This window comes from Spongiibacter sp. C9W, assembly GCF_057370015.1.
In genome coordinates this window covers 166,396-185,580 of sequence record NZ_CM170672.1, presented here as the reverse complement: position 1 = coordinate 185,580, position 19,185 = coordinate 166,396, and the positions used below count along the sequence as shown (strand labels likewise).

The window sequence follows — 19,185 nt, the reverse complement described above, 5'->3', positions numbered from 1 at the left end:
TTAGCTACAAGGCATAGCGTAGTGGCGGTTTTGTCACAACTCAAAGGGCTGGAAGCGACACTCGCCTCCAGCGGCACGTATTAACCCGGTCTAGAAAGACTTAGGGGAAAAGCCTGTCACCTCATCAAGCCCCATCTCGCGCCCCAGTGCGGTAAGCGGGTGCACAACAACCAAGCCTTTTACCGATTTTTTCAATTTACCCATGTCAGCTTGCTCGGCCTTGCTTAGAGCCCGCTTGAACTTCATTGCCTGCAGCATTTCAGCCTTGCTGTTGTTACTGCGTGACTGCTGCCCTTTAATACTGGCACGTCGTTTTTCCAATGCCGCAATTTCACGGTCAAATTGAGCGATCAAGATATCATCACCCCGACTCACCGCCGCTTGACGCTTTCGGCGCTGTAAATCGAGCTTGTTATTAATTTGCTGAATTTCTTTATTGAGGTTCACTACCCGGTCCTTTTACCCACGGCTACGGCGCGCAGTGTAACAAAAGCGACGCCTTATTCCCCTTGAAACAATAACTGTATACATATACAGTTATAAAAAATCACTACAGCAAGAGGTGAACCATGGCGGTTGTAGCCAAGTGGATGTGCGACAGGGACAACACGATGTTTGACAGCAAAAAAGACGCGGACGCTTACGACAAAATGCTCGAGCTCGCCGAGCAATTTACCGCGCTACTACAGCGTGAAGTTCCCGGTGTAGACGATGCCAAAGCTGAGAATTTCGGTATTTTACTCGCCAAAAATAAGGATGCACTCGTTCAGGCCTGCAAGGGCAAAGTCGAAGCCTTAGAGACCTTGTCGCAAGAACAGGACAACAACGTTCACGCATTGGCCCAAGGTCAGTGAAAAAAGCCTAGCGGCTGCCATCAATACAGCCGCTACCCCTCTCCTTCGCACACACTAAAGCGGCGCTGACAACTGTTCTTTAGGCTCGGCTTTCAATTCATCCTCAGCCAAGCCGGGGAAGTATTTCATCAAGTAAGGACGACGCAGTACCAGAAAGCTGGTGGGTACGAAGACCAGCGAAAGAATAGTGGTCAACACCGTGCCGCCAGCAAGTACCACCGCAAAGGGTGGCCAAAATGTTCCCTCAGCGATCAACAGCGGGACGAGCCCGGCGACCGTGGTAATTGTCGTCGAGGAAATGTGACGTGTACACTCAGAAACGGTTTCAACAATCTCTGCGCGATTGCCCGCCATCGCCAACGGCGATGCCTTTAGCTCCGTGAGAATAACAATCGCCGCGTTAACCGCCAGCCCCATCAGCCCCATCAGACCGATGATCGCGGTAAAGCCGAAGGGATAACCCGCCAACCACAGACTAAAAATACCCAGTCCCGCCGACTGAAAGGCCACTGCAAACACCAGTGCCGACAGGCGGAAAGAATTGAAAGCCATTACCACGGTCACGATCAGCAACACCAATATGATGCCAACGCTGCTCATCAGCTTACCAACGGCCCGGTTGCGACCCTCGGCCTCTCCGCCGATCTCCAGCTCGTAGCCCACTGGAACGATAAAGTCGTGCTCATCCAGGGACTGGCGCACCGCCGCTAACACCACCGCTGGCAGTACGCCGTCGCGAACATAGATTTCAACCTTGTTCATTCGCCGACCATCGCGCCGGGTGATCTGGGCTTGCGCGGGACGCAGTTCTGCGCTGGAAATCGCCGACAATGGCCGCGACCCCGTCGGTAAAATAAGGGGGAAGGACAGGAAGCGGTCAACACTGGTTTCTTTCACGCCCGCCCCAGACACCCTAACCGGCAGCTGCTCGCTGCCATCGAGTAAACTGCTGCTAATAACACCATCGACACTTGCCGCGAGCAGTTGTGAAACATCTCGCAGCCCAACCTGACTGCGCTGCGCCTCGCTCTCTTCCACGTCCAGCCACAATTTCGGCACCACTTCGCCGAGAGAGTCTCGCACGTGCACAACATCATCGAGGTCTAGCGCAATACGCCTCACCTCATCGCCAAGGCGTTTTAGCTGTGCAATATCGCTGCCGTATATACGCAGCTCAACCGGGGCAATGGTTGGCGGCCCCTGGCCCAAACGCCGAACAATTGTCTGATACTCGGGAAAGGCCTGGTCCAGCTCATCTTGCAGCACTGAAACAAGACGGTTTGCATTAGTTGGGTCACTAACCGTTGTCATCGCCTGCGCGTAATTTGGCGTGCCGTCGCGATTATCCAGCAGGTTGTAGTAAAACGAAGGAGCACTGCGCCCAACAAACCAATGCAGGGCCTCAATCTCACTGTGGCTATTGATCCACTCGGACATACGCTCAGTGGCGCGCTGGGTTTCGCGTATGCCAGTACCTGCCGGTAAATACACCTCGATATCAATCATGTCTCGATCCGAGGGCGGGAAGAATTGCTCGGGCAGGGTTTTCAACACCATAAAGCCAATAAGCGGAAGTACGCAGCACAGCAATGCCACGCGTCGCGGCCACATCAGCGCACGACTGAGAAATGCGCGAAACCAGCGGTTGATGGCCGACGACGACATTCCCGGCGCCTGCTCGGCAGACAGCCAGCGCCCTGCGATAGGCGCGATGATAAAGAGTGAAATAATCCAGCTACCAAACAGCGCAAAAATCACCGAGTTCGCCAAGGGCCCAATAAATTCACCAGCGGACCCCGGCATCATGGCAATCGGCATAAAGGTCAGCATGGTCGTTAGCGTGGAGCCCAGCAGCGGTACCCACAAGTGTTTAAATGCCTTAACCGATGCCGCAACCGCCGAATAGCCGGATTCGCGATAGCGACGCACCATATCGGCGACAACAATAGCGTTGTCGACCATGATGCCCAGTGCCACGATTAAGCCCGTTACCGACATCTGATGAATGGGCAAGCCGCTGATATTCATGCAGGCCAGCGCGTAGAGCATGGTCAGCGGTAGCGACAAAGCGACGATTACCGCCGAGCGCCAGCCCAGGGTAAATAGCAAAATGGAGAAGATAAACAAAAAGCCCAAGGCGATATTGCTGACTAACTCACTGAGCCTCGCACTGGTATAGCGCTCCTGGGAAAACAGCTCTTCAACAACAATTTCATCGGGGAGATTCTTGGTGAATTCCTGCAATTCGTGGCGAAGATCCTCGGCCCACAAATCTCCACGCACGGTTGGCAGCATTCGCACTGCAATGGCGATACTCCGCTCGCCATCAATAATCGCCAGCTCGCTGGGCACCACCGGCTCACCGCGATAGACCCTGGCAATATCTTGCAGCTGCAACGAGCCACCATCAGCCAGGGTCAACAGCGGTGTGCGACGAATGCGCTCGATCTGATCGAAGCCACCCAGTAGCTCCATGGACAGACGTTGCTTATCGCTCACTAACTCACCGGCGGCCGTTTTTGCATCGCTATTGCCCAATAGCGCAGCAATTGCAGGCACGTCTAGACCCACAGCGCCGGCCTTGATCACATCCACCTTAACCTGAACTTCCTCGGCCGGTGCCCCCCACAATTTAACAATATCGGTACCGTGAAGATTGCGCAGATGGCTGGCCAATTCTTCTGCGTAGCGCCCCATACGCAGTAAGTCCGCCTGCCCTTCCCCCTGCCAGCGAAGGCTACCAATCCAGGTAAAGGCGTAGTTGCGCTCGTGATCCAGCTGCGGTGGCGCCGCATCGGCGGGCAGATTTTTCGCTGCCTTTTCCAGCTTGTCGCGAACTTCAGACCACAGGCGGTCGGTATCGTCGGGCTTTACTTCATCGGCAAATTCAATACTGATCGCGGCAACCCCGGATTTGGCCGTGGAGTCCAGGTGGTTGATCTCCGGGATGCTGCGCAGCTCGGTTTCTATCGGCTCGACAATCAGTGTTTCAACTCGTTCGGCACTGGCCCCGGGCAGGCTCGACAACACAATTCCGTGACGATTGCCAAAACGCGGATCTTCCAGCCTGGGCAGACTGGCCACCGCCGCCAAACCGGCGACGAGGACCAACGCAACGCCGAGGGCAATGTAGCGCGGATTATTCAGCATCGACACTCTCCTCGCCCTGCCACAGGGTGACCTTTTGCCCCGGCGCTAAGCGGTGCGTGCCGGCCTCAACAAGCTGGTCGCCATCGTTAAGTTCAGCTTGCACATAGACGCGCCCGCGGTATTGGTACAGAGGCTGCACCGAACGTTTGCGCAGGTGGAATTCACCCTTGTCATCTTGGCTCACCTGATAGACCGCCCATGTACCGCGCACATCACCCAGCAGTGCACTCATCGGCAGCCAGAATCCCGCGCTTTTGCGCACGACCGGCAAAATCAAATGCACGGTCTCGCCATCAACGAGCGGAGTGTCGTCCACCAACTTCACGCGAATGCTGCGAGTCTGCGTTCGCCAATCCAGGTTTCGCGACACCGACAACAGCTTTACCGCCCACAGTTGAGAGCCCCGCCTGATCTGCATCTCCTGGCCGAGAACCAGGTCCCTGCCGAGCTGGTCGGAAACCCCAAAGACGGCTTCGTTATTGCCCGTTTCAACCAGCTGCATAACCGCCTGGCCCGGGCCAACGACCACTCCCTCTTCAATTTGAAGCGAGGCAATCTCGCCGTCAAAAGGGGCCAGTAGCCGCGATTTTTGCAAGCGTAGCTTTACGCCTCGCAATTTTTCTTCCACTTGATTCAGCTGCGCGCTGGTCGCCCTTTGACGGCTATTGATATCATCCATCTGCCCAGCGGACACATACCCTTTTTCCGACAGAGCGGTGAATCGCTCCAAGTCCCGTTTAATCTGCTGCAAGCGTGCCTGAACTTCTAAGCGAGCAGCCCTCAGCTCTCCCTGCTCGATACGCAGCGCCTCGGTATCGAGTTCCGCCAATACCTCGCCGCGCATTACTGGCTGGCCATTTTCGACGTGTAAGGTCACTACCCGCCCGGCAAATTCAAAGCCAATATCCGCACGCTGACTACCCACAACGCGCCCGGCAAATAATCGCTGTACCTGGTAACTGTCTTGGCGTTCCACCACCACCGTTTTCACCGGATGCGTGTTCGCCATCGTGCAATCCGCCGCCAACATCAGCGATACGCCCATCAACAACGGCAGTAATACACTGGTCAGGCGGCAGGGAAAGTTCGGATATAACATAGGGCGGAACTCTAATTAGACTCGGTAGTCTAGAATATAGGGAAATCAGACTGGACTGTCTAGTCCATTTTAGTTACGGTATTTCAACAATCTAAAGTAAGGCCTAAGAAGTGAGTCAAGAGAAAAATCGCGGTCGCAGTAAGAGCGAGGAAAAACGCCGTTTAATCATTGATGCGGCAGGCGACCTATTTATGGAGCAAGGCTATGAAAATGCCAGCATGGACGGTATCGCCAAGCTCGCGGGCGTCTCAAAACAGACGCTCTACAGCCATTTTGGCGGCAAAGAGCAACTATTTAGCGCCGCGATTGAATGCAAATGCGAGGAGTACCAACTCGACTCCAGCCTGAGCAACACCGACAACAACTACCGAGACAGCCTGCAGGAATTTTGCGAGCAGCTTGCCCGCCTACTGGTAAGCCCTGAGGCCTTGCAGGTTTTCCGTGTATGTGTGGCAGAGGCTGACCGCACAGAGGTCGGCAACTTGTTTTGGCAGGCAGGCCCTGAAAGAATCCGCAATCAACTGCACGTTTTTTTGAATAAACAATGTCAGTTGGGCAATTTGGTTATTCCCAATATCGACCAAGCCTGCAGCCAATTGATTGCCATGCTCCACGGTGAGGCTCACGCCTGCGCCCTACTCGGCATGCCCTGCGATGAAAGCAACAGAGACCTGTCGAATTACAGCCGCGCCTGCGTTGATATGTTTCTCTGCCGCTACGAGGCCTGATCGCCCTCTTTCAATGCCTTCGGCGGCGCTACCCACCCCGGCGGTAATTTAATCACCGGCTTCTGCAATAGCGCGCTATTCGGGTAGGTGATCGTGCCACCGTCGTCGCGCCGAATCAGCACATGGAACGAGGCAATTTCCACTATCTCGCCGGAAATATCTTCATCGGCATCAACCACCTTTACTCGGTCGCCAACCCGGTACGGGAAGGCAAAGAAGATAATCACCCCCGCCGTTAAATGACTCAGAATCGACCACTGAGCAAACAGGGCAATACCAATTACTGCGAGCACAGAACTGAGGAAGATATACACCTGGTGATACCCCAGGCCCAGCACGAAACACGCCGCCAATATAGAGAGAAGCACCATAGAAAAGTTGAGTAGCTTGCGCAGCGCAAACACTCGGCGGCTAGCTATCGAGCGCCGCTCAGCAAAGTCGTCCACCAGTCGATTAAGGGCTCTATTGAAATAAATAAGGGCCACAACCACAGCAATGGCCAACAGTGCCTTAAGCATTTGCTATTTCCTTCTCATTGAGTTTTTTTCGGGCGCTTTAATGCCCGCAACTGGGATAACGCGTCACTGTCTCGGCGGTACTGACAGCGCTCAAAGGCGCTGCTCAACGCGGCAAACCACGGCGCCCACTCCGGTGCTTGCTCACCGACCCGCCGAGAAAAAGCAGCAACCGTTTCCCCTGGCTCACGCCGCAGGCCCGTTCGCCGAGCCAGTCGCCGACACGCCGTATGATAATAACGCAATGCTGGCTCGCGGCGAGACGCACGCCAGGCGGGTTTGAACATCATTAATGCCACAAGTGCCATCGGCAATGCACCAAATATCAATAAACCCACCAACATCCGCTTAACACTGATCCCTCCCATCAGCGACGACAGCACACCACTCTGACGCTCGCTATCGTAATTCAGCACCCAATTTGCCCATGCGTAGTTCACGCTATCCAAGTACAGCCGTATATCCCGCGCCCAGTCAAAGCGTCGCAAAGACAGCGGTGATTTACCGAGAAATCCCTGTTGCGCACTCAGCAAAGAATCTGCACCCAATGCCACACGATCCGGCGCGACTGTCGATGTTGGATCAATTCGCTGCCAGCCTCGCGCTGGTAGCCATACTTCGGCCCAGGCGTGGGCATCACTCTGGTGAACCAATAAATAGTTGTCGGTGGTATTGACCTCGCCACCTTGATAGCCCACTACCAGCCTTGATGGCACACCGGCGGCGCGCATCAAGAATACAAAGCTGCCGGCGTAATGCTCGCAAAAGCCCTGCCGGCTCTCAAAAAGGAACTCGTCGACATTGTCCCGCCCCAATAACGCCGGCTTGAGCGTATATTCAAACGGGCTATTCCTAAAATACCGCAGCGCGGCAGCGACGCGATCAGCAGGGTCCGGGTATTGTCTCGCCCACTGCAAGGCCAGTTCCCGCGCTCTGGGGCTATCGTTCCCGGGCAGTCGCAGGTTTCGCTGCAATACACGATTGCTGGCCTCGGTTCGCGGTTGCGTCAGCACAGAATCCACCACGTACTGAAGGCGCCCGGTCAGCGGCGCTTTTGGCAACCACTGATAGGCGCCAGCGTATCGAATATCATCCCGGTTTACCCGCGCGACCGGCAAGCTATAAAGCCACTCATGAGCCCCCGGCTCCAGCGTGACTACGTAGCGCTGTCTCTCCCCTTGTAAAGGCGGTGGTGGTGGCGTTGTCAGTCGCCCCATGCGGTTGACCGTCCAGCGCTGGGAATCGTAATTTTCAAGCACCAATCCGCGCCAATAGCGCTGCGACGGGGGAGGCAATTGGCCGCCTTCAAAGCGCACACGAAAGGCTAATGCAGCGTTTTGACTCAGCTCCGCAATATCCCCAAAACGCAGCTCATCCGACATACCGGTCTGGGCCTTTGCGCTAGGCAACGGCATGGACCACAGCGGGCCAATGCGCGGAAATACCAAAAACAGGAAGAGCATTAGCGGTAAGGCCTGGATCAACATCAGCGCTGAAAGGCGCACACTCGCGGCAATAGCAGGCTTTTCTCGATATAACATTTGCTGGGCAGCAAGTATCGCCAGCAGTTGTAAAACGGCAACGGGCACCGCGTTGATCTGCTGCTCGAAAAGAAAGCGGCAGGCAACCACGAAATAGCACAGCAGCAGTACCAACCAGTGATCGCGGCGCTGTTTCAGCTCCAGGACTTTGAGAATGACGGCCAGCACCAGTGTTGCCACCATCGGCTCTAGCGCTAACCACTGGCGATATTGCAAGTAAATGCCCGCGACAGAGAACACCACCAAAGCCACTTTCACCAGTGCCGACGGAAAGCTCCAAGCCGCTGTCACAATGCGCCAGTACCACCACGCCACTGCCCCCCAGACCAAGACCATCCAAATCGGTATGGTTGGCGCCAAGGGCGCAATCGCGGCGAGCTGCGCCAGCAACAGCCACATAACAGCGGGGGCAGAATTTCTGGTCACCGGCCTGCCTCTGCCGGATAAATGGCCAGTTCGCGCAGCACCGCAGCGAGATGGGCAGGCCCTTGGCCCGCCGAAATATCCGCGGTCGGTAAATGAAGGGAAAACGGTAACTCTCGGCGGTCACATTCCAGCGCCCAGGCACACAGCGTGCTCAACCGATCCTCCACTGCCAATTCGGGCAAACTCTCCCAATCCAACGATAGGTCATCGGCCCTGCTCTCTTCGTAGCGCTTGCTAAACAAGCCCTGCCCTTTGGCATATGCCTTCCAAAAAATACGTCGCGGCGATTCACCCGGCTGGTAGCGTTCGAAGCCGCTGAACTCGTCGCTGTCACTGCGCATATCGAACACCTCTCCGTGCCCATCACCGCGCGCGCTGCTGATGAGTGGCCGCAGCGCTCTCGGGCGCGGGTACACCAAGCAGTGCCAGTCCAGAGCCGGCATTGCCCAACAACGAATCACGCCCAATGGGTAATCAGAGCGAACTTGTATGCGGCCGGGATAGAGCCTCCCACGGCGCGGTGCCGGACAGGGCACCCTAATTTCAACGCCCTCGCCTTTGGCTAACTCGCTCACCTGCTTGCGTTGCTGGGGGAAACCAACCTGCAACTGGAAGCGCGGGCGTTGCTGGCTGTTGATATGAACGTGAAAATGCGCGGTATCACCAGCGAAAACCGGTTCACAGGCACCCGCCCGAATCTGCAAACCCGACAGATTGGTGTAGGTGTGCAGAATCACCACTAAGAACAAGCTGAACAGCAGGAATGCCAGCGCAAAAATAAGGTTGTTTTGGTAGTTAATGGCCAGCAGTAGCAAGCCCGACAGCATCAGTAAAAAACCGAGACCTGCTGAGGATGGGAAAATGAAGATCTTATTCTGACTCAGTACCCACGCGTTGCGCCGGGGGTTTCGCTTATCCAGCCACGCCTCGAAGCGTCGCTGAATTGCCGAGCGCAATGCTGACATGGCTAGGCCAGTACCGATACCTGCGCGAGCATCTTTGCAACCAGCTCGGCGCCATCGGCATTGCTATCTGCTGCAGGCTGCAAACGGTGCGCCGCCACCGGCTCTAACACAGCCTGCACATCGTCGGGCAGCAGGTAGTCCCGACCCTCGAGCAATGCCCACGCCTTGGCACACTGCAGCAGGGCGAGACCAGCGCGCGTCGAGAGACCAAAGGCTATTTCGGCATCCTGACGGCTAAAAGCGATGAGGCGCTGAATATAGCTGACGACGCTACTGCGCACCTCCACTTGTTTTACCAATTCCTGCAAACGCTGTATTTGCGCGTCATCGAGGCAACTTGGGAGCGTCGTCAGCATCTCTCTAGGGTCACCGCCCTCCAGTAGCTGTCGCTCGGAGCGCTCGTCGGGATAGCCGAGAGAAATACGCATTAAGAAGCGGTCAAGCTGGGACTCGGGCAGCGGAAAAGTGCCCGACTGAAACCAGGGGTTCTGCGTTGCAATAACGAAAAAGGGTTTCGGCAACGACCGCGTTTCCCCTTCGGTGGTCACCCTGCCCTCTGCCATCGCTTCCAACAGCGCACTCTGGGTTTTGGGGCTCGCCCGGTTGATCTCATCAACGAGCAAAAACTGGGTGAATACCGGGCCGGGGTGGAAGTGAAAGGCGTTACTATTGCGGTCAAATACCGACACGCCAAGAATGTCCGACGGCAGCATGTCACTGGTGAATTGCACTCTGCGGTAAGCCAAACCTGTCACCGCCGCAAAGGCCTGGGAGAGCGTCGTTTTACCGACGCCAGGCAAATCCTCGACCAGCAGGTGCCCGCCGGCAAGCAAACAACACATTGCCTGCTGTATCTGCCGATCCTTACCCAGCAGAACGCTACCAATCTCTGCGCGCGCGGCGCTCAGCTGTTCCAGATCAGACGGCATCTAGCCCTCTCTGCAAATCGGCCTTGAGATCGGTGAGCTCTTCCAGGCCCACAGCAAGCCGGATCAAATTGTCACTGATGCCACTCTCGGCGCGCTGCGCGTCACTGAGACGGCCGTGAGTGGTGGTCGCTGGATGAACAATCGTGGTCTTTGCATCACCCAAATTGGCGGTGATTGACACCAAGCGGGTAGCATCGATAAAGCGCCAGGCGGCATCGCGCTGCCCTCTCACGGTGAAAGACAATACACCACCAAAGGCTTTTTGTTGCTGCGCTGCAAGTTTGTGCCCTGGGTGCGAGGGCAAACCGGCATAATAGACCGTTTCAATCTTATCTTGCTGCGCTAACCATTGCGCCAGTGCCAGCGCACTCGCACTGTGCGCCATCATACGAAGACGCAATGTTTCCAGGCCTTTTAAAAATACCCAGGCATTGAAAGGACTCATTGTCGGGCCGGCGGTGCGGATAAACCCAAGGATCTCATCCATATGTTCGCGGCGCCCAACCACAGCGCCACCTACGCAACGTCCCTGGCCATCGAGATATTTGGTCGCCGAATGCACAACGATATCTGCGCCCAGAGCCAAGGGCTGCTGTAGCGCAGGAGTGCAGAAACAGTTGTCGACCACCAGCAAACTGTCGCTCGCTTTTGCAAGCGCTGCCATCGCCGCAATATCGGCGACTTCGGCCAAGGGGTTGGAGGGCGACTCCAGAAACAGCAGGCGAGTCTGTGGGCGAATCGCATCGCGCCACGCATCCATATCCAGCGGCGAAACAAAGCTGGTTTCAACGCCAAGTTTGGCCATGTACTTGCTCAGCAAGTTGGTAGTGGTACCAAACACACTGCGCGAGCAAACGATGTGATCGCCGGCTTTTAACAGTGCGATACAGGTGCTGAGAATTGCTGCCATGCCCGACGAGGTCGCCACAGCCGCCTCACCACCTTCTAGCGCGGCAATACGCTCTTCAAATGTGCGAACGGTGGGATTGGTATAGCGGGAGTAGACATTGCCTGGCTGCTCACCGGAAAAGCGCGCAGCGGCTTCCGCCGCAGAGGCAAACACGTAGCTGGACGTGGTAAAAATAGGCTCGGCGTGCTCACCTTCAACGGTGCGGCGCTGCCCCGCCCTGACAGCCAGGGTATCCAACTCGCACTCAGCGAGCACATCGAGGCGCTGCTGTTGGTAATCCGCTTCTGTCATAGTTGGCGCTCCCTACGACACATCGTTGTGTAAGCCTACCAGGGCACCATCGCCCACCGCCGCGTTACGCGCAGTTTGCTTACTGTCGTTGCGATCGGCAGCCAATTTATCCAGATAGGCCTGGTCGACATCACCCGTGACGTAATTGCCGTCGAATACTGCGCAGTCAAAGGCGTCGATGTTGGGGTTGCCCTCTGCGGAACACTCCACTAGGTCATCCAGGTCTTGATACAGCAGCCAGTCTGCCCCTATTTCCTTTTCGATCTCTTCAACGCTGCGATCATTGGCGATCAGCTCCTGCGCCGATGGCATGTCGATACCGTAAACATTGGGGTAACGAACCGGTGGTGCAGCCGAGGCAAAATACACCTTGCGCGCACCCGCATCTCTGGCCATTTCTATAATTTGCTGGCAGGTGGTACCACGCACAATGGAGTCGTCTACCAGCATCACGTTCTTGCCTTTGAATTCCAGGCCAATGGCATTGAGCTTCTGTTTAACCGACTTCTTGCGCGCGCTCTGGCCCGGCATGATGAACGTACGACCGATATAGCGGTTCTTCACCAAGCCTTCACGGAATTTTACGCCGAGCACCGAGGCCATGGATTGGGCAGCAATACGGCTGGAGTCTGGAATGGGTACGACAACATCAATATCGTGATCCGGGCGCTCGCGTAAAACCTTCTCAGCCAGGCGCTCACCTTGACGAAGACGCGACTTGTACACCGATACGCCATCCATGATCGAGTCAGGTCGGGCAAAGTATACGTGCTCAAAGATACAGGGGCGGCAATGCGTCTCTGTCGCGCATTGGCGAACGGTGATCTCACCCGCATGACTTATGTAGACGGCTTCGCCGGGTGCAACATCGGCCACCAGCTGAAAACCCAGCGCATCCAGAGCCACGCTTTCCGACGCGAGCATGTACTCCTTGCCCTGTGCGGTTTCACGCACGCCGTAAACCAGGGGGCGAATGCCGTTGGGGTCGCGAAAGCCGACAACGCCGTAGTTTGCGATCATTGCCACTACCGCATAGCCACCACGGCAGCGTTTATGTACGCCCGCGACCGCAGCAAAAATATCGTCGTCGCTGGGCACCAGTTTGCCCAATTTTTGCAGCTCGTGAGCAAAGACATTAAGCAGAACTTCAGAGTCTGACTCCGTATTCAAGTGGCGGAGGTCCGACTGGAATAACTCTTGCGACAGTTGCTCAGAGTTGGTCAGGTTACCGTTGTGAGCCAGGCTAATGCCGTAGGGTGAATTCACGTAAAACGGCTGAGCCAGCGCCGGGCTTGAACTGCCCGCTGTTGGGTAGCGCACATGGGCAATCCCCATGGTGCCCACCAGGCGCTGCATATGCCGCGTGTGGAAAACATCTCGCACCAGGCCATTGCCCTTGCGTTGATTCAGGCGGCCATCCTGGCAAGTAACGATGCCCGCAGCGTCCTGGCCACGATGCTGGAGTACAGTCAGGGCATCATAGAGATCCTGATTGACGTTGCGTTTGGCGACGATGCCAGCGATACCACACATGCAGCCTTACCTCGTTGTTGCATATTGGTTAAATTAGCGGTGAGCATCCCACAATGAGGACACCCAGCCGACGAGATCGTGAAAACTTTGTTCAGACCAGTCTCTCATCAATAGAAACTCAGGAATCAGCGTCGACTCCTGCCACCATTGGTCGTTTTCAATGCCGGTAAGTAATGACGGCAGCAGCACCAAGGCCGCAAGCACCACAATCATTCCTCTGGTGGTGCCAAAAATCATGCCCAACAACCGATCGGTGCCGCTCAAACCACTGCGTTTAACGACTTCGGCAATCAGGTGAGTCGCCAGGCTCCCCAGTACCAGCGCCCCCGTGAACAACAGTACGTAAGCGAGAATATCGCGCAGGTACGGCTTATCGACCAGAGGTGCCAACACCTCGACCATTTGCATGTGGAATGCAACAGCAATAAAAAAGGCGACCGCCCATGACACAAGGGATAGCGCCTCGCGGACAAAGCCGCGCAGTAAGCTGATCAGTGAAGAAACAATGACGACAGCAAGGATGGCCCAATCAGCCCAATTAAAGCTCGTCAGCACCGCGTGCGACTCCAGCGACCCGTGAAGGGGCGAATTCTACCAAGCTGTGCAGCCCAGCCCAAGCGTTTATCCTTCAAAGCGGCTGAGTATCGACTTCAGCGAGAAGCGGCGGTTGATTTCCGCTTGCAAGGCCTCGGCGCGCTCACGACTCAGAGCCGGCCCAACAAGTACCCGATAAAGCGTTCTATCGCCGCGCTTCAAGGGCTCGCTGTAAGCTTTATAGCCGCCCTTGCGCAGGCGCTGCACAAGATTGTCAGCGTTACTTTGCTGGCCAAAACTGCCACATTGAATCACCCAGGCAACAGGCAAGCCGCGTGCTTCCTTACTGGGTTCAGCGGGCGGTGTTTTGCTAACGGTTGGCGCGGCTGGTTTGGCAGCCGGTGTAGTTGGTGCTGGTCGGCTATCGGTCGCTACTTTCTTTTTGGTTACTTCGTTTTGCAATACCGGCGGTCGCTCTGGCAGCGCTGCTGCCGCTTTTACACCATCGCCACTGTAGCGACCATCGCTGGGCTCGAGCACTTGCTGCGGCTCAACGATCGGCGCCAACGCCGAGGGGATATCTTTGGGCTTCTGGGGCTCTTGGACCTCCGGGGCCTCAATGCGCGGCGCCGGCGGAATTTGTGTACTGCGATCCAATTTGTACTCGGCGGGCCCCGTAAAGAGTAGCGACCAAAGTATCACGCCACCACAAAGCAAAACCAAAGTTCCAACTAATCGCTGTCTCATCATTAGTGCAAAGTCTCAACAAAAGCGGTAGCAGGCATCGCTTGCATAACCGCCGAAACGGTAAAGAACGAGCCGAATACGACCAAACAGTCTCTGTCACACAGCGTCGCCCGAATAGCAGGTAAGGCGCTGGCAACATCACCAACAGTGTGTACTGCAGCGCTATCAACACCTTCATTTAACAAGTGACGTGCCAACACAGCTGGCGCCATCGCCCGCGCTATGCCAGGTAATTCCGGCAAGTACCACTGATCAATATAGGGGCTTAGCTCCCTCAAGCTCCCCGCTATTTTTTTATCTTCCATCACCGCCAGCACGGCTGTGCACTTGCCACCGTTGGGCATGTCGGCCAACTGCTTGGCCAAGCGCGACAGGGCCGCTGGGTTGTGGGCAACATCGAGCAGCAAACCATGCTCACGCAAGGGTAGCACTTCCCCGCGGGCAGCGATGTGAACCTGCGCCAAGCCCTCTCGAATCGCCGTTTCACTGACCGGTAGTTCAAACAGACAAACAGCTTGCAGGACTGCTGCCGCGTTGTCCAACATCACCGGCGGTAGCGGTAGCGATCGCAGCAAGCGCTCAGAGCCATCTCGTCGCTGCCCCCGCCAATGCCAGCAATCTGCGGCCTCTTCGAAGAAAAACTCACTGCCCCGAGCATAGAGCGGCGCATCAAGTTGCTGCGCAATATCGACGACCGCCGCACTGCTGCGCGGATCACCGAAGATCAGCGGTGTATTCTCCCTGGCAATGCCGGCTTTCTCACGGGCGATAGTTTCTCTGTCATTACCCAGCCATGCTTCGTGGTCGAGATCCACGGAACTGATCAAGGCGAGATCGGCATCGACAATGTTGACGGCGTCCAAGCGCCCTCCTAAGCCGACTTCAAGAATCAGGACATCCAGCTGAGCGTCGGAGAAAAGCTGCAGCGCAGCCAGGGTGCCAAATTCGAAAAAGCTCAGCGACAGTGAGCCACTAGCCCGATCGACCTTGTCGAAAGCTCGCACAAGAGCGGCATCTGCCACCTCTTCACCATCAATACGAACCCGCTCGTTATAGCGCAGTAAATGCGGTGAGGTATAGGCCCCCACCCGGTAACCCTCTGCTTCCAATATTGCCGACAACAATGCCACACAGGAGCCTTTGCCGTTGGTACCGGCAACGGTGATCACGGGCATGGTGAGCGCGAGATTCATTTGCTGAAAGACCGCTGAAACGCGGTCTAGGCCGAGGTCAATCTGGCGAGGGTGCTGCGCCTCCATCCATTGCAACCAATCTTGCAATTGCACAAACCGCATGGGGCGCTTACCTGTTTAGTTTTGGTAGAAAGTGAGGTTACCCAGCACTCTGGCAAGGGTGTCGCGCATATCTGCACGACGAACAATCATATCGATGGCGCCATGTTCCAGCAAAAACTCGCTACGCTGGAAGCCCGGCGGGAGTTTTTGACGAATGGTCTGCTCGATGATATTCGGCCCAGCAAACCCAGCGCGAGCGCCCGGCTCTGCCACATTGATGTCGCCAAGCAATGCCAAACTGGCAGAGACACCGCCATAAATTGGATCGGTCATTACCGAGATATAGGGCACGCCATTTTGCTTGAGGCGCTCAAGTACGGCACTGGTCTTTGCCATTTGCATCAAAGAAATCAGTGCTTCCTGCATGCGCGCTCCGCCAGATGCGGAAAAGCACACCAATGGACGGCGCTCTTGCAGGGCAATATTCGCAGCCTGGGTGAACTTCTCCCCCACTGCCGAGCCCATCGAACCACCGTGGAAATTAAACTCGAAGGCCACCGTCACAACAGGTACGTCTTTCACTGTGCCTTTGTAGGCAATAAGAGCGTCTTTTTCGCCCGTGCTTTTCTGTGCCGCGGCGAGGCGGTCTTTGTACTTTTTCTTGTCTTTGAACTTCAGGCGGTCAACGGGCTCGATGCCACTGAGAATTTCTTCGCGACCCTGCTCGTCCAAAAACAGCGCGATCCGGCGTCGGGCGCCAATGCGCATATGGTGGTCACACTTCGGACATACATCCTGATTTTCTTCAAGCTCAGGCCGGTATAACACCGCCTCACACTTTACACACTTCTTCCACAACCCTTCTGGAACAACACCGCCCGACTTCCGCTTTTCCGAAGGATCTGAACGGCGCACCCCTGAGGGCAGAATTTTATCAACCCAGCTCATTGTTATTTCCTGTCTGTTATCGTGCTTTTAGTTTTTACTGTGGCGCCGCTTCAAACGTCGGCTACCGCATCTATGGCTTTGCGAATATCGGCGATCAGTGACACCGCCTCCGCTACTTGTTTGTCAGTATCTGCAGCGTTATCCCATTTGGCAAGACGGTCCACCAGTGCACTACCGACCACAACGCCCTCACACAAGGGCGCAATCGCCGACGCAGACTCACCGTCTTTAATACCGAAACCAACGGTTACCGGAAGATCGCTATGCTGGCGAATGCGCTGCATTTGCTCACGCACGCTGTCTATGTCTAAGTGACCCGCACCAGTGACGCCCTTTAAGGACACGCAGTACAGGTAGCCACTCGCCAAAGCGGCCACTTTCGCAACGCGCTGATCGCTACTCGTTGGCGCTAGCAAGAAGATGTTATCCATACCAGCGTCACGCAACAACTGACTGGTTTCTCCGGCTTCCTCCGGGGGCATGTCAACAGTGAGCAGCCCGTCAACGCCTGCCTGCTTGGCGCGCTCGGCAAACTGTGAGTAACCCATGTGCTCAACCGGATTGGTGTAGCCCATCAACACCACGGGGGTGTCCGCGTTGGTTTCGCGAAACGCCGCCACCATGTCTAAAACCTGAGAGAGCGACACATGGTGTTCCAACGCGCGCTCGTGAGCCAGCTGAATGGTTGGCCCCTCAGCCATGGGGTCTGAAAATGGTACCCCCAGCTCAATAATGTCTGCACCGCTGTCGACCAGCGCATGCATCAGAGAGACCGTATGCTGCGGCGCAGGATCACCCGCAACAATATATGGCACCAGGGCTTTCGCACCGCGCTCGGCAAGTTGTTCAAATACTTTCGCTAGACGACTCAATGTCCTTCCCCGTCAATCAATTCCAATGCCGTCAATGCCGGCTACCGTATGAATATCCTTATCTCCGCGCCCGGATAAGTTCACCACAATGCTTTGATCTGGGCGCATTGTTGCGGCCAGCTTCTCCGCGTAAGCGATGGCGTGGCTGGACTCCAGTGCCGGCATAATACCTTCAACTAAGGTGAGCTTACGGAAGGCATCGAGCGCTTCATCGTCGTTAATTGCCACATAATTAACGCGGCCAATGTCTTTCAACCATGAGTGCTCAGGGCCAACACCGGGGTAATCCAAGCCGGCAGATACTGAGTGCGTATGAATAATCTGTCCGGCCTCATCCTGCATCAAGTAGGTGCGGTTGCCGTGTAATACCCCCGGGGTGCCATCGCTGAGCGGCGCAGCGTGCTCACCGGTGGCAACGCCGTGCCCACCCGCTTCTACGCCGTACATCGCCACGGATTCATCATTGAGGAAGGGGTGGAACAAACCAATGGCATTCGACCCACCGCCGACACAGGCCACCAGGGCGTCGGGCAGTTTGCCGGTCTGCTCAAGGTGTTGCTCACGCGCTTCGCGACCAATGACCGATTGAAAGTCGCGCACCAGCATCGGATAAGGGTGCGGGCCGGCCGCCGTACCGATAATGTAAAACGTATCATCTACATTGGTAACCCAGTCGCGCATCGCTTCGTTCATCGCGTCTTTAAGCGTGCGTGAACCCGATTTAACCGAGATCACTTCGGCACCAAGTAACTTCATGCGATACACGTTCAGCGCCTGACGACGAATATCCTCTTCGCCCATAAATACCTGGCATTCCATGCCCAGACGGGCCGCAACCGTAGCCGAGGCGACACCGTGCTGGCCAGCGCCAGTTTCCGCAATCACGCGCTTTTTGCCCATGTACTTGGCAAGCAGGGCCTGACCGATAGTGTTGTTAACTTTGTGAGCCCCGGTGTGGTTTAGGTCCTCACGTTTCAGGTAGATCTGCGCCCCGCCGACTTCACGAGACCAGCGCTCAGCGTGATACAGCGGTGATGGTCGACCTACATAGTAGGCAAGATCGCGATCGAACTCGGCCCGAAACTCTGGGTCCTGGCTCAAGCGCTGGTAATTCTCAGCAAGTTCATCCAAGGCAAAAATCAGCGTCTCCGACACAAAACGGCCACCATAAGGGCCGAAATGCCCCTCCGCATTGGGGAACTGGCTAAAATCAACGTGCTCTTGCTGCTTACTCACTCAATACTCCCGTCGGTCTGCTTCTGCGACCGCTTGAAAAAACTGCCGAATACGCTCGGCGCACTTAACACCGGGCGCACTTTCCACTCCGCCACTGACATCCACCGCCCAAGGACGACAACTCGCAATCGCCGCGCCGACGTTTTCACTGTTCAAGCCACCGGCTAACAGCAGCGGAAACGCCCTTTGCGTCGGAATCTTTTGCCAGTCGAAGACCTCGCCTGTGCCGCCTGGAACGCCCGGCTTATAGCTGTCGAGCAGAATGGCTCGGGCGCCGCTGTAACTTGCGGCAACACCACTCACGTCCATCCCTTCTCGCATTCGCAGTGCGCGCATATAAGGGTGTCCCAGCGATTCACAGAATGCCGGCGACTCATTGCCATGGAACTGCACAAGGTCGAGTGGACACACTGCCAAGGTGTCTCGCAACACCTCAATCGGTGCGTCGACAAACAAGCCAACGCTGGTAACAAAGGCGGGCAATTGCGCAATGATGTCAGCGGCCTGTTCAGGGCTCACTGACCGTGGACTCTTTTCATAAAAAACAAAGCCCAGCGCGTCTGCACCGGCGTTAACAGCGGCTTGCGCATCTTCCAGCCGGCGAATGCCACAAATTTTTACGCGGGTTCGAAACACTCAGATTCAGCCAAGCTGTTAAAGGCTGGAAATACT

The 19,185-nt window shown here is 56.0% G+C and carries 18 protein-coding genes; 2 read left to right on the top strand and 16 right to left on the bottom strand.

The window, feature by feature from the left end; all coding sequences use genetic code 11:
- Positions 1 to 90: 90 nt before the first annotated feature.
- Entirely contained in the window at positions 91 to 447 is a 357-nt protein-coding gene (locus AC2Q8J_RS00815; RefSeq protein ID WP_204996349.1) for a YibL family ribosome-associated protein, read from the bottom strand.
- A gap of 122 nt (positions 448 to 569) precedes the next feature.
- Here AC2Q8J_RS00815 and AC2Q8J_RS00810 point away from each other — a divergent pair, with 122 nt between their 5' ends.
- On the top strand, positions 570 to 854 hold the full coding sequence (locus tag AC2Q8J_RS00810) for a YebG family protein (RefSeq protein ID WP_204995751.1): 285 nt from the start codon (positions 570 to 572) through the stop codon (positions 852 to 854).
- Positions 855 to 908: 54 nt separating this feature from the next.
- Here AC2Q8J_RS00810 and AC2Q8J_RS00805 read toward each other — a convergent pair whose 3' ends face one another.
- Both AC2Q8J_RS00805 and AC2Q8J_RS00800 read right to left on the bottom strand, forming a co-directional pair.
- Entirely contained in the window at positions 909 to 4,004 is a 3,096-nt protein-coding gene (locus AC2Q8J_RS00805; RefSeq protein ID WP_204995752.1) for an efflux RND transporter permease subunit, read from the bottom strand.
- Positions 3,994 to 5,103 carry an efflux RND transporter periplasmic adaptor subunit gene (locus tag AC2Q8J_RS00800; RefSeq protein WP_288363288.1) on the bottom strand — a complete coding sequence of 370 codons (1,110 nt, stop codon included), beginning with the start codon at positions 5,101 to 5,103 and terminating at the stop codon, positions 3,994 to 3,996. Before AC2Q8J_RS00800 ends, AC2Q8J_RS00805 begins: the two co-directional genes overlap by 11 nt.
- 110 nt (positions 5,104 to 5,213) lie before the next feature.
- Between AC2Q8J_RS00800 and AC2Q8J_RS00795 the strand changes: the two genes are divergently transcribed.
- Positions 5,214 to 5,831 (top strand): TetR/AcrR family transcriptional regulator, encoded by a 618-nt coding sequence (locus AC2Q8J_RS00795; RefSeq protein ID WP_204995754.1) that lies wholly within the window; start codon positions 5,214 to 5,216, stop codon positions 5,829 to 5,831.
- On the opposite strand, the gene AC2Q8J_RS00790 is transcribed toward AC2Q8J_RS00795, so the two are convergent.
- From AC2Q8J_RS00790 to AC2Q8J_RS00730, 13 genes are all read right to left on the bottom strand, one after another.
- The gene (locus AC2Q8J_RS00790; RefSeq protein WP_486451904.1) at positions 5,819 to 6,349 is read right to left on the bottom strand and encodes a mechanosensitive ion channel domain-containing protein; all 531 of its coding nucleotides are present in this window, start codon (positions 6,347 to 6,349) and stop codon (positions 5,819 to 5,821) included. The genes AC2Q8J_RS00795 and AC2Q8J_RS00790 overlap by 13 nt on opposite strands.
- A gap of 14 nt (positions 6,350 to 6,363) precedes the next feature.
- Entirely contained in the window at positions 6,364 to 8,313 is a 1,950-nt protein-coding gene (locus tag AC2Q8J_RS00785) for a transglutaminase TgpA family protein (protein ID WP_486451903.1), read from the bottom strand.
- On the bottom strand, positions 8,310 to 9,278 hold the full coding sequence (locus AC2Q8J_RS00780; RefSeq protein WP_204995757.1) for a DUF58 domain-containing protein: 969 nt from the start codon (positions 9,276 to 9,278) through the stop codon (positions 8,310 to 8,312). The genes AC2Q8J_RS00785 and AC2Q8J_RS00780 overlap by 4 nt, the downstream gene beginning before the upstream one ends.
- 2 nt (positions 9,279 to 9,280) lie before the next feature.
- Entirely contained in the window at positions 9,281 to 10,207 is a 927-nt protein-coding gene (locus AC2Q8J_RS00775) for an AAA family ATPase (protein ID WP_348655253.1), read from the bottom strand.
- Positions 10,197 to 11,408, bottom strand: coding sequence for an O-succinylhomoserine sulfhydrylase (locus tag AC2Q8J_RS00770; protein ID WP_204995759.1), 1,212 nt, complete (start codon positions 11,406 to 11,408; stop codon positions 10,197 to 10,199). Before AC2Q8J_RS00770 ends, AC2Q8J_RS00775 begins: the two co-directional genes overlap by 11 nt.
- 12 nt (positions 11,409 to 11,420) lie before the next feature.
- Positions 11,421 to 12,941, bottom strand: a complete 1,521-nt coding sequence (gene purF, locus AC2Q8J_RS00765; protein ID WP_204995760.1) for an amidophosphoribosyltransferase — start codon at positions 12,939 to 12,941, stop codon at positions 11,421 to 11,423.
- Positions 12,942 to 12,974: 33 nt separating this feature from the next.
- Complete coding sequence (locus AC2Q8J_RS00760) at positions 12,975 to 13,496, bottom strand: CvpA family protein (RefSeq protein WP_051171142.1); 522 nt, start codon at positions 13,494 to 13,496, stop codon at positions 12,975 to 12,977.
- Between the two features lie 66 nt (positions 13,497 to 13,562).
- A complete protein-coding gene (locus tag AC2Q8J_RS00755) occupies positions 13,563 to 14,132 on the bottom strand; it encodes an SPOR domain-containing protein (protein ID WP_486451902.1) in 570 nt (189 codons plus the stop codon).
- A gap of 92 nt (positions 14,133 to 14,224) precedes the next feature.
- Positions 14,225 to 15,517: a bifunctional tetrahydrofolate synthase/dihydrofolate synthase gene (folC, locus tag AC2Q8J_RS00750; protein ID WP_486451901.1), complete on the bottom strand. Its 1,293-nt coding sequence runs from the start codon at positions 15,515 to 15,517 to the stop codon at positions 14,225 to 14,227.
- 15 nt (positions 15,518 to 15,532) lie between these two features.
- A complete protein-coding gene (gene accD, locus AC2Q8J_RS00745) occupies positions 15,533 to 16,405 on the bottom strand; it encodes an acetyl-CoA carboxylase, carboxyltransferase subunit beta (protein WP_027873910.1) in 873 nt (290 codons plus the stop codon).
- 50 nt (positions 16,406 to 16,455) lie between these two features.
- Positions 16,456 to 17,277, bottom strand: a complete 822-nt coding sequence (trpA, locus tag AC2Q8J_RS00740) for a tryptophan synthase subunit alpha (RefSeq protein WP_486451900.1) — start codon at positions 17,275 to 17,277, stop codon at positions 16,456 to 16,458.
- 12 nt (positions 17,278 to 17,289) lie between these two features.
- Positions 17,290 to 18,513 carry a tryptophan synthase subunit beta gene (gene trpB, locus AC2Q8J_RS00735; RefSeq protein ID WP_486451899.1) on the bottom strand — a complete coding sequence of 408 codons (1,224 nt, stop codon included), beginning with the start codon at positions 18,511 to 18,513 and terminating at the stop codon, positions 17,290 to 17,292.
- Positions 18,514 to 19,149, bottom strand: coding sequence for a phosphoribosylanthranilate isomerase (locus AC2Q8J_RS00730; RefSeq protein ID WP_204995765.1), 636 nt, complete (start codon positions 19,147 to 19,149; stop codon positions 18,514 to 18,516).
- Between the last annotated feature and the right edge of the window lie 36 nt (positions 19,150 to 19,185).

Excerpts from the sequence above, each read along its gene's own strand:
- accD (WP_027873910.1), bottom strand. The coding sequence starts at position 16,405 with ATGAGCTGGGTTGATAAAATTCTGCCCTCAGGGGTGCGCCGTTCAGAT.
- AC2Q8J_RS00780 (WP_204995757.1), bottom strand. The coding sequence starts at position 9,278 with ATGTCAGCATTGCGCTCGGCAATTCAGCGACGCTTCGAGGCGTGGCTG.
- AC2Q8J_RS00805 (WP_204995752.1), bottom strand. The coding sequence starts at position 4,004 with ATGCTGAATAATCCGCGCTACATTGCCCTCGGCGTTGCGTTGGTCCTC.
- AC2Q8J_RS00770 (WP_204995759.1), bottom strand. The coding sequence starts at position 11,408 with ATGACAGAAGCGGATTACCAACAGCAGCGCCTCGATGTGCTCGCTGAG.
- AC2Q8J_RS00790 (WP_486451904.1), bottom strand. The coding sequence starts at position 6,349 with ATGCTTAAGGCACTGTTGGCCATTGCTGTGGTTGTGGCCCTTATTTAT.
- folC (WP_486451901.1), bottom strand. The coding sequence starts at position 15,517 with ATGCGGTTTGTGCAATTGCAAGATTGGTTGCAATGGATGGAGGCGCAG.
- purF (WP_204995760.1), bottom strand. The coding sequence starts at position 12,941 with ATGTGTGGTATCGCTGGCATCGTCGCCAAACGCAACGTCAATCAGGAT.
- AC2Q8J_RS00800 (WP_288363288.1), bottom strand. The coding sequence starts at position 5,103 with ATGTTATATCCGAACTTTCCCTGCCGCCTGACCAGTGTATTACTGCCG.
- AC2Q8J_RS00775 (WP_348655253.1), bottom strand. The coding sequence starts at position 10,207 with ATGCCGTCTGATCTGGAACAGCTGAGCGCCGCGCGCGCAGAGATTGGT.
- AC2Q8J_RS00810 (WP_204995751.1), top strand. The coding sequence starts at position 570 with ATGGCGGTTGTAGCCAAGTGGATGTGCGACAGGGACAACACGATGTTT.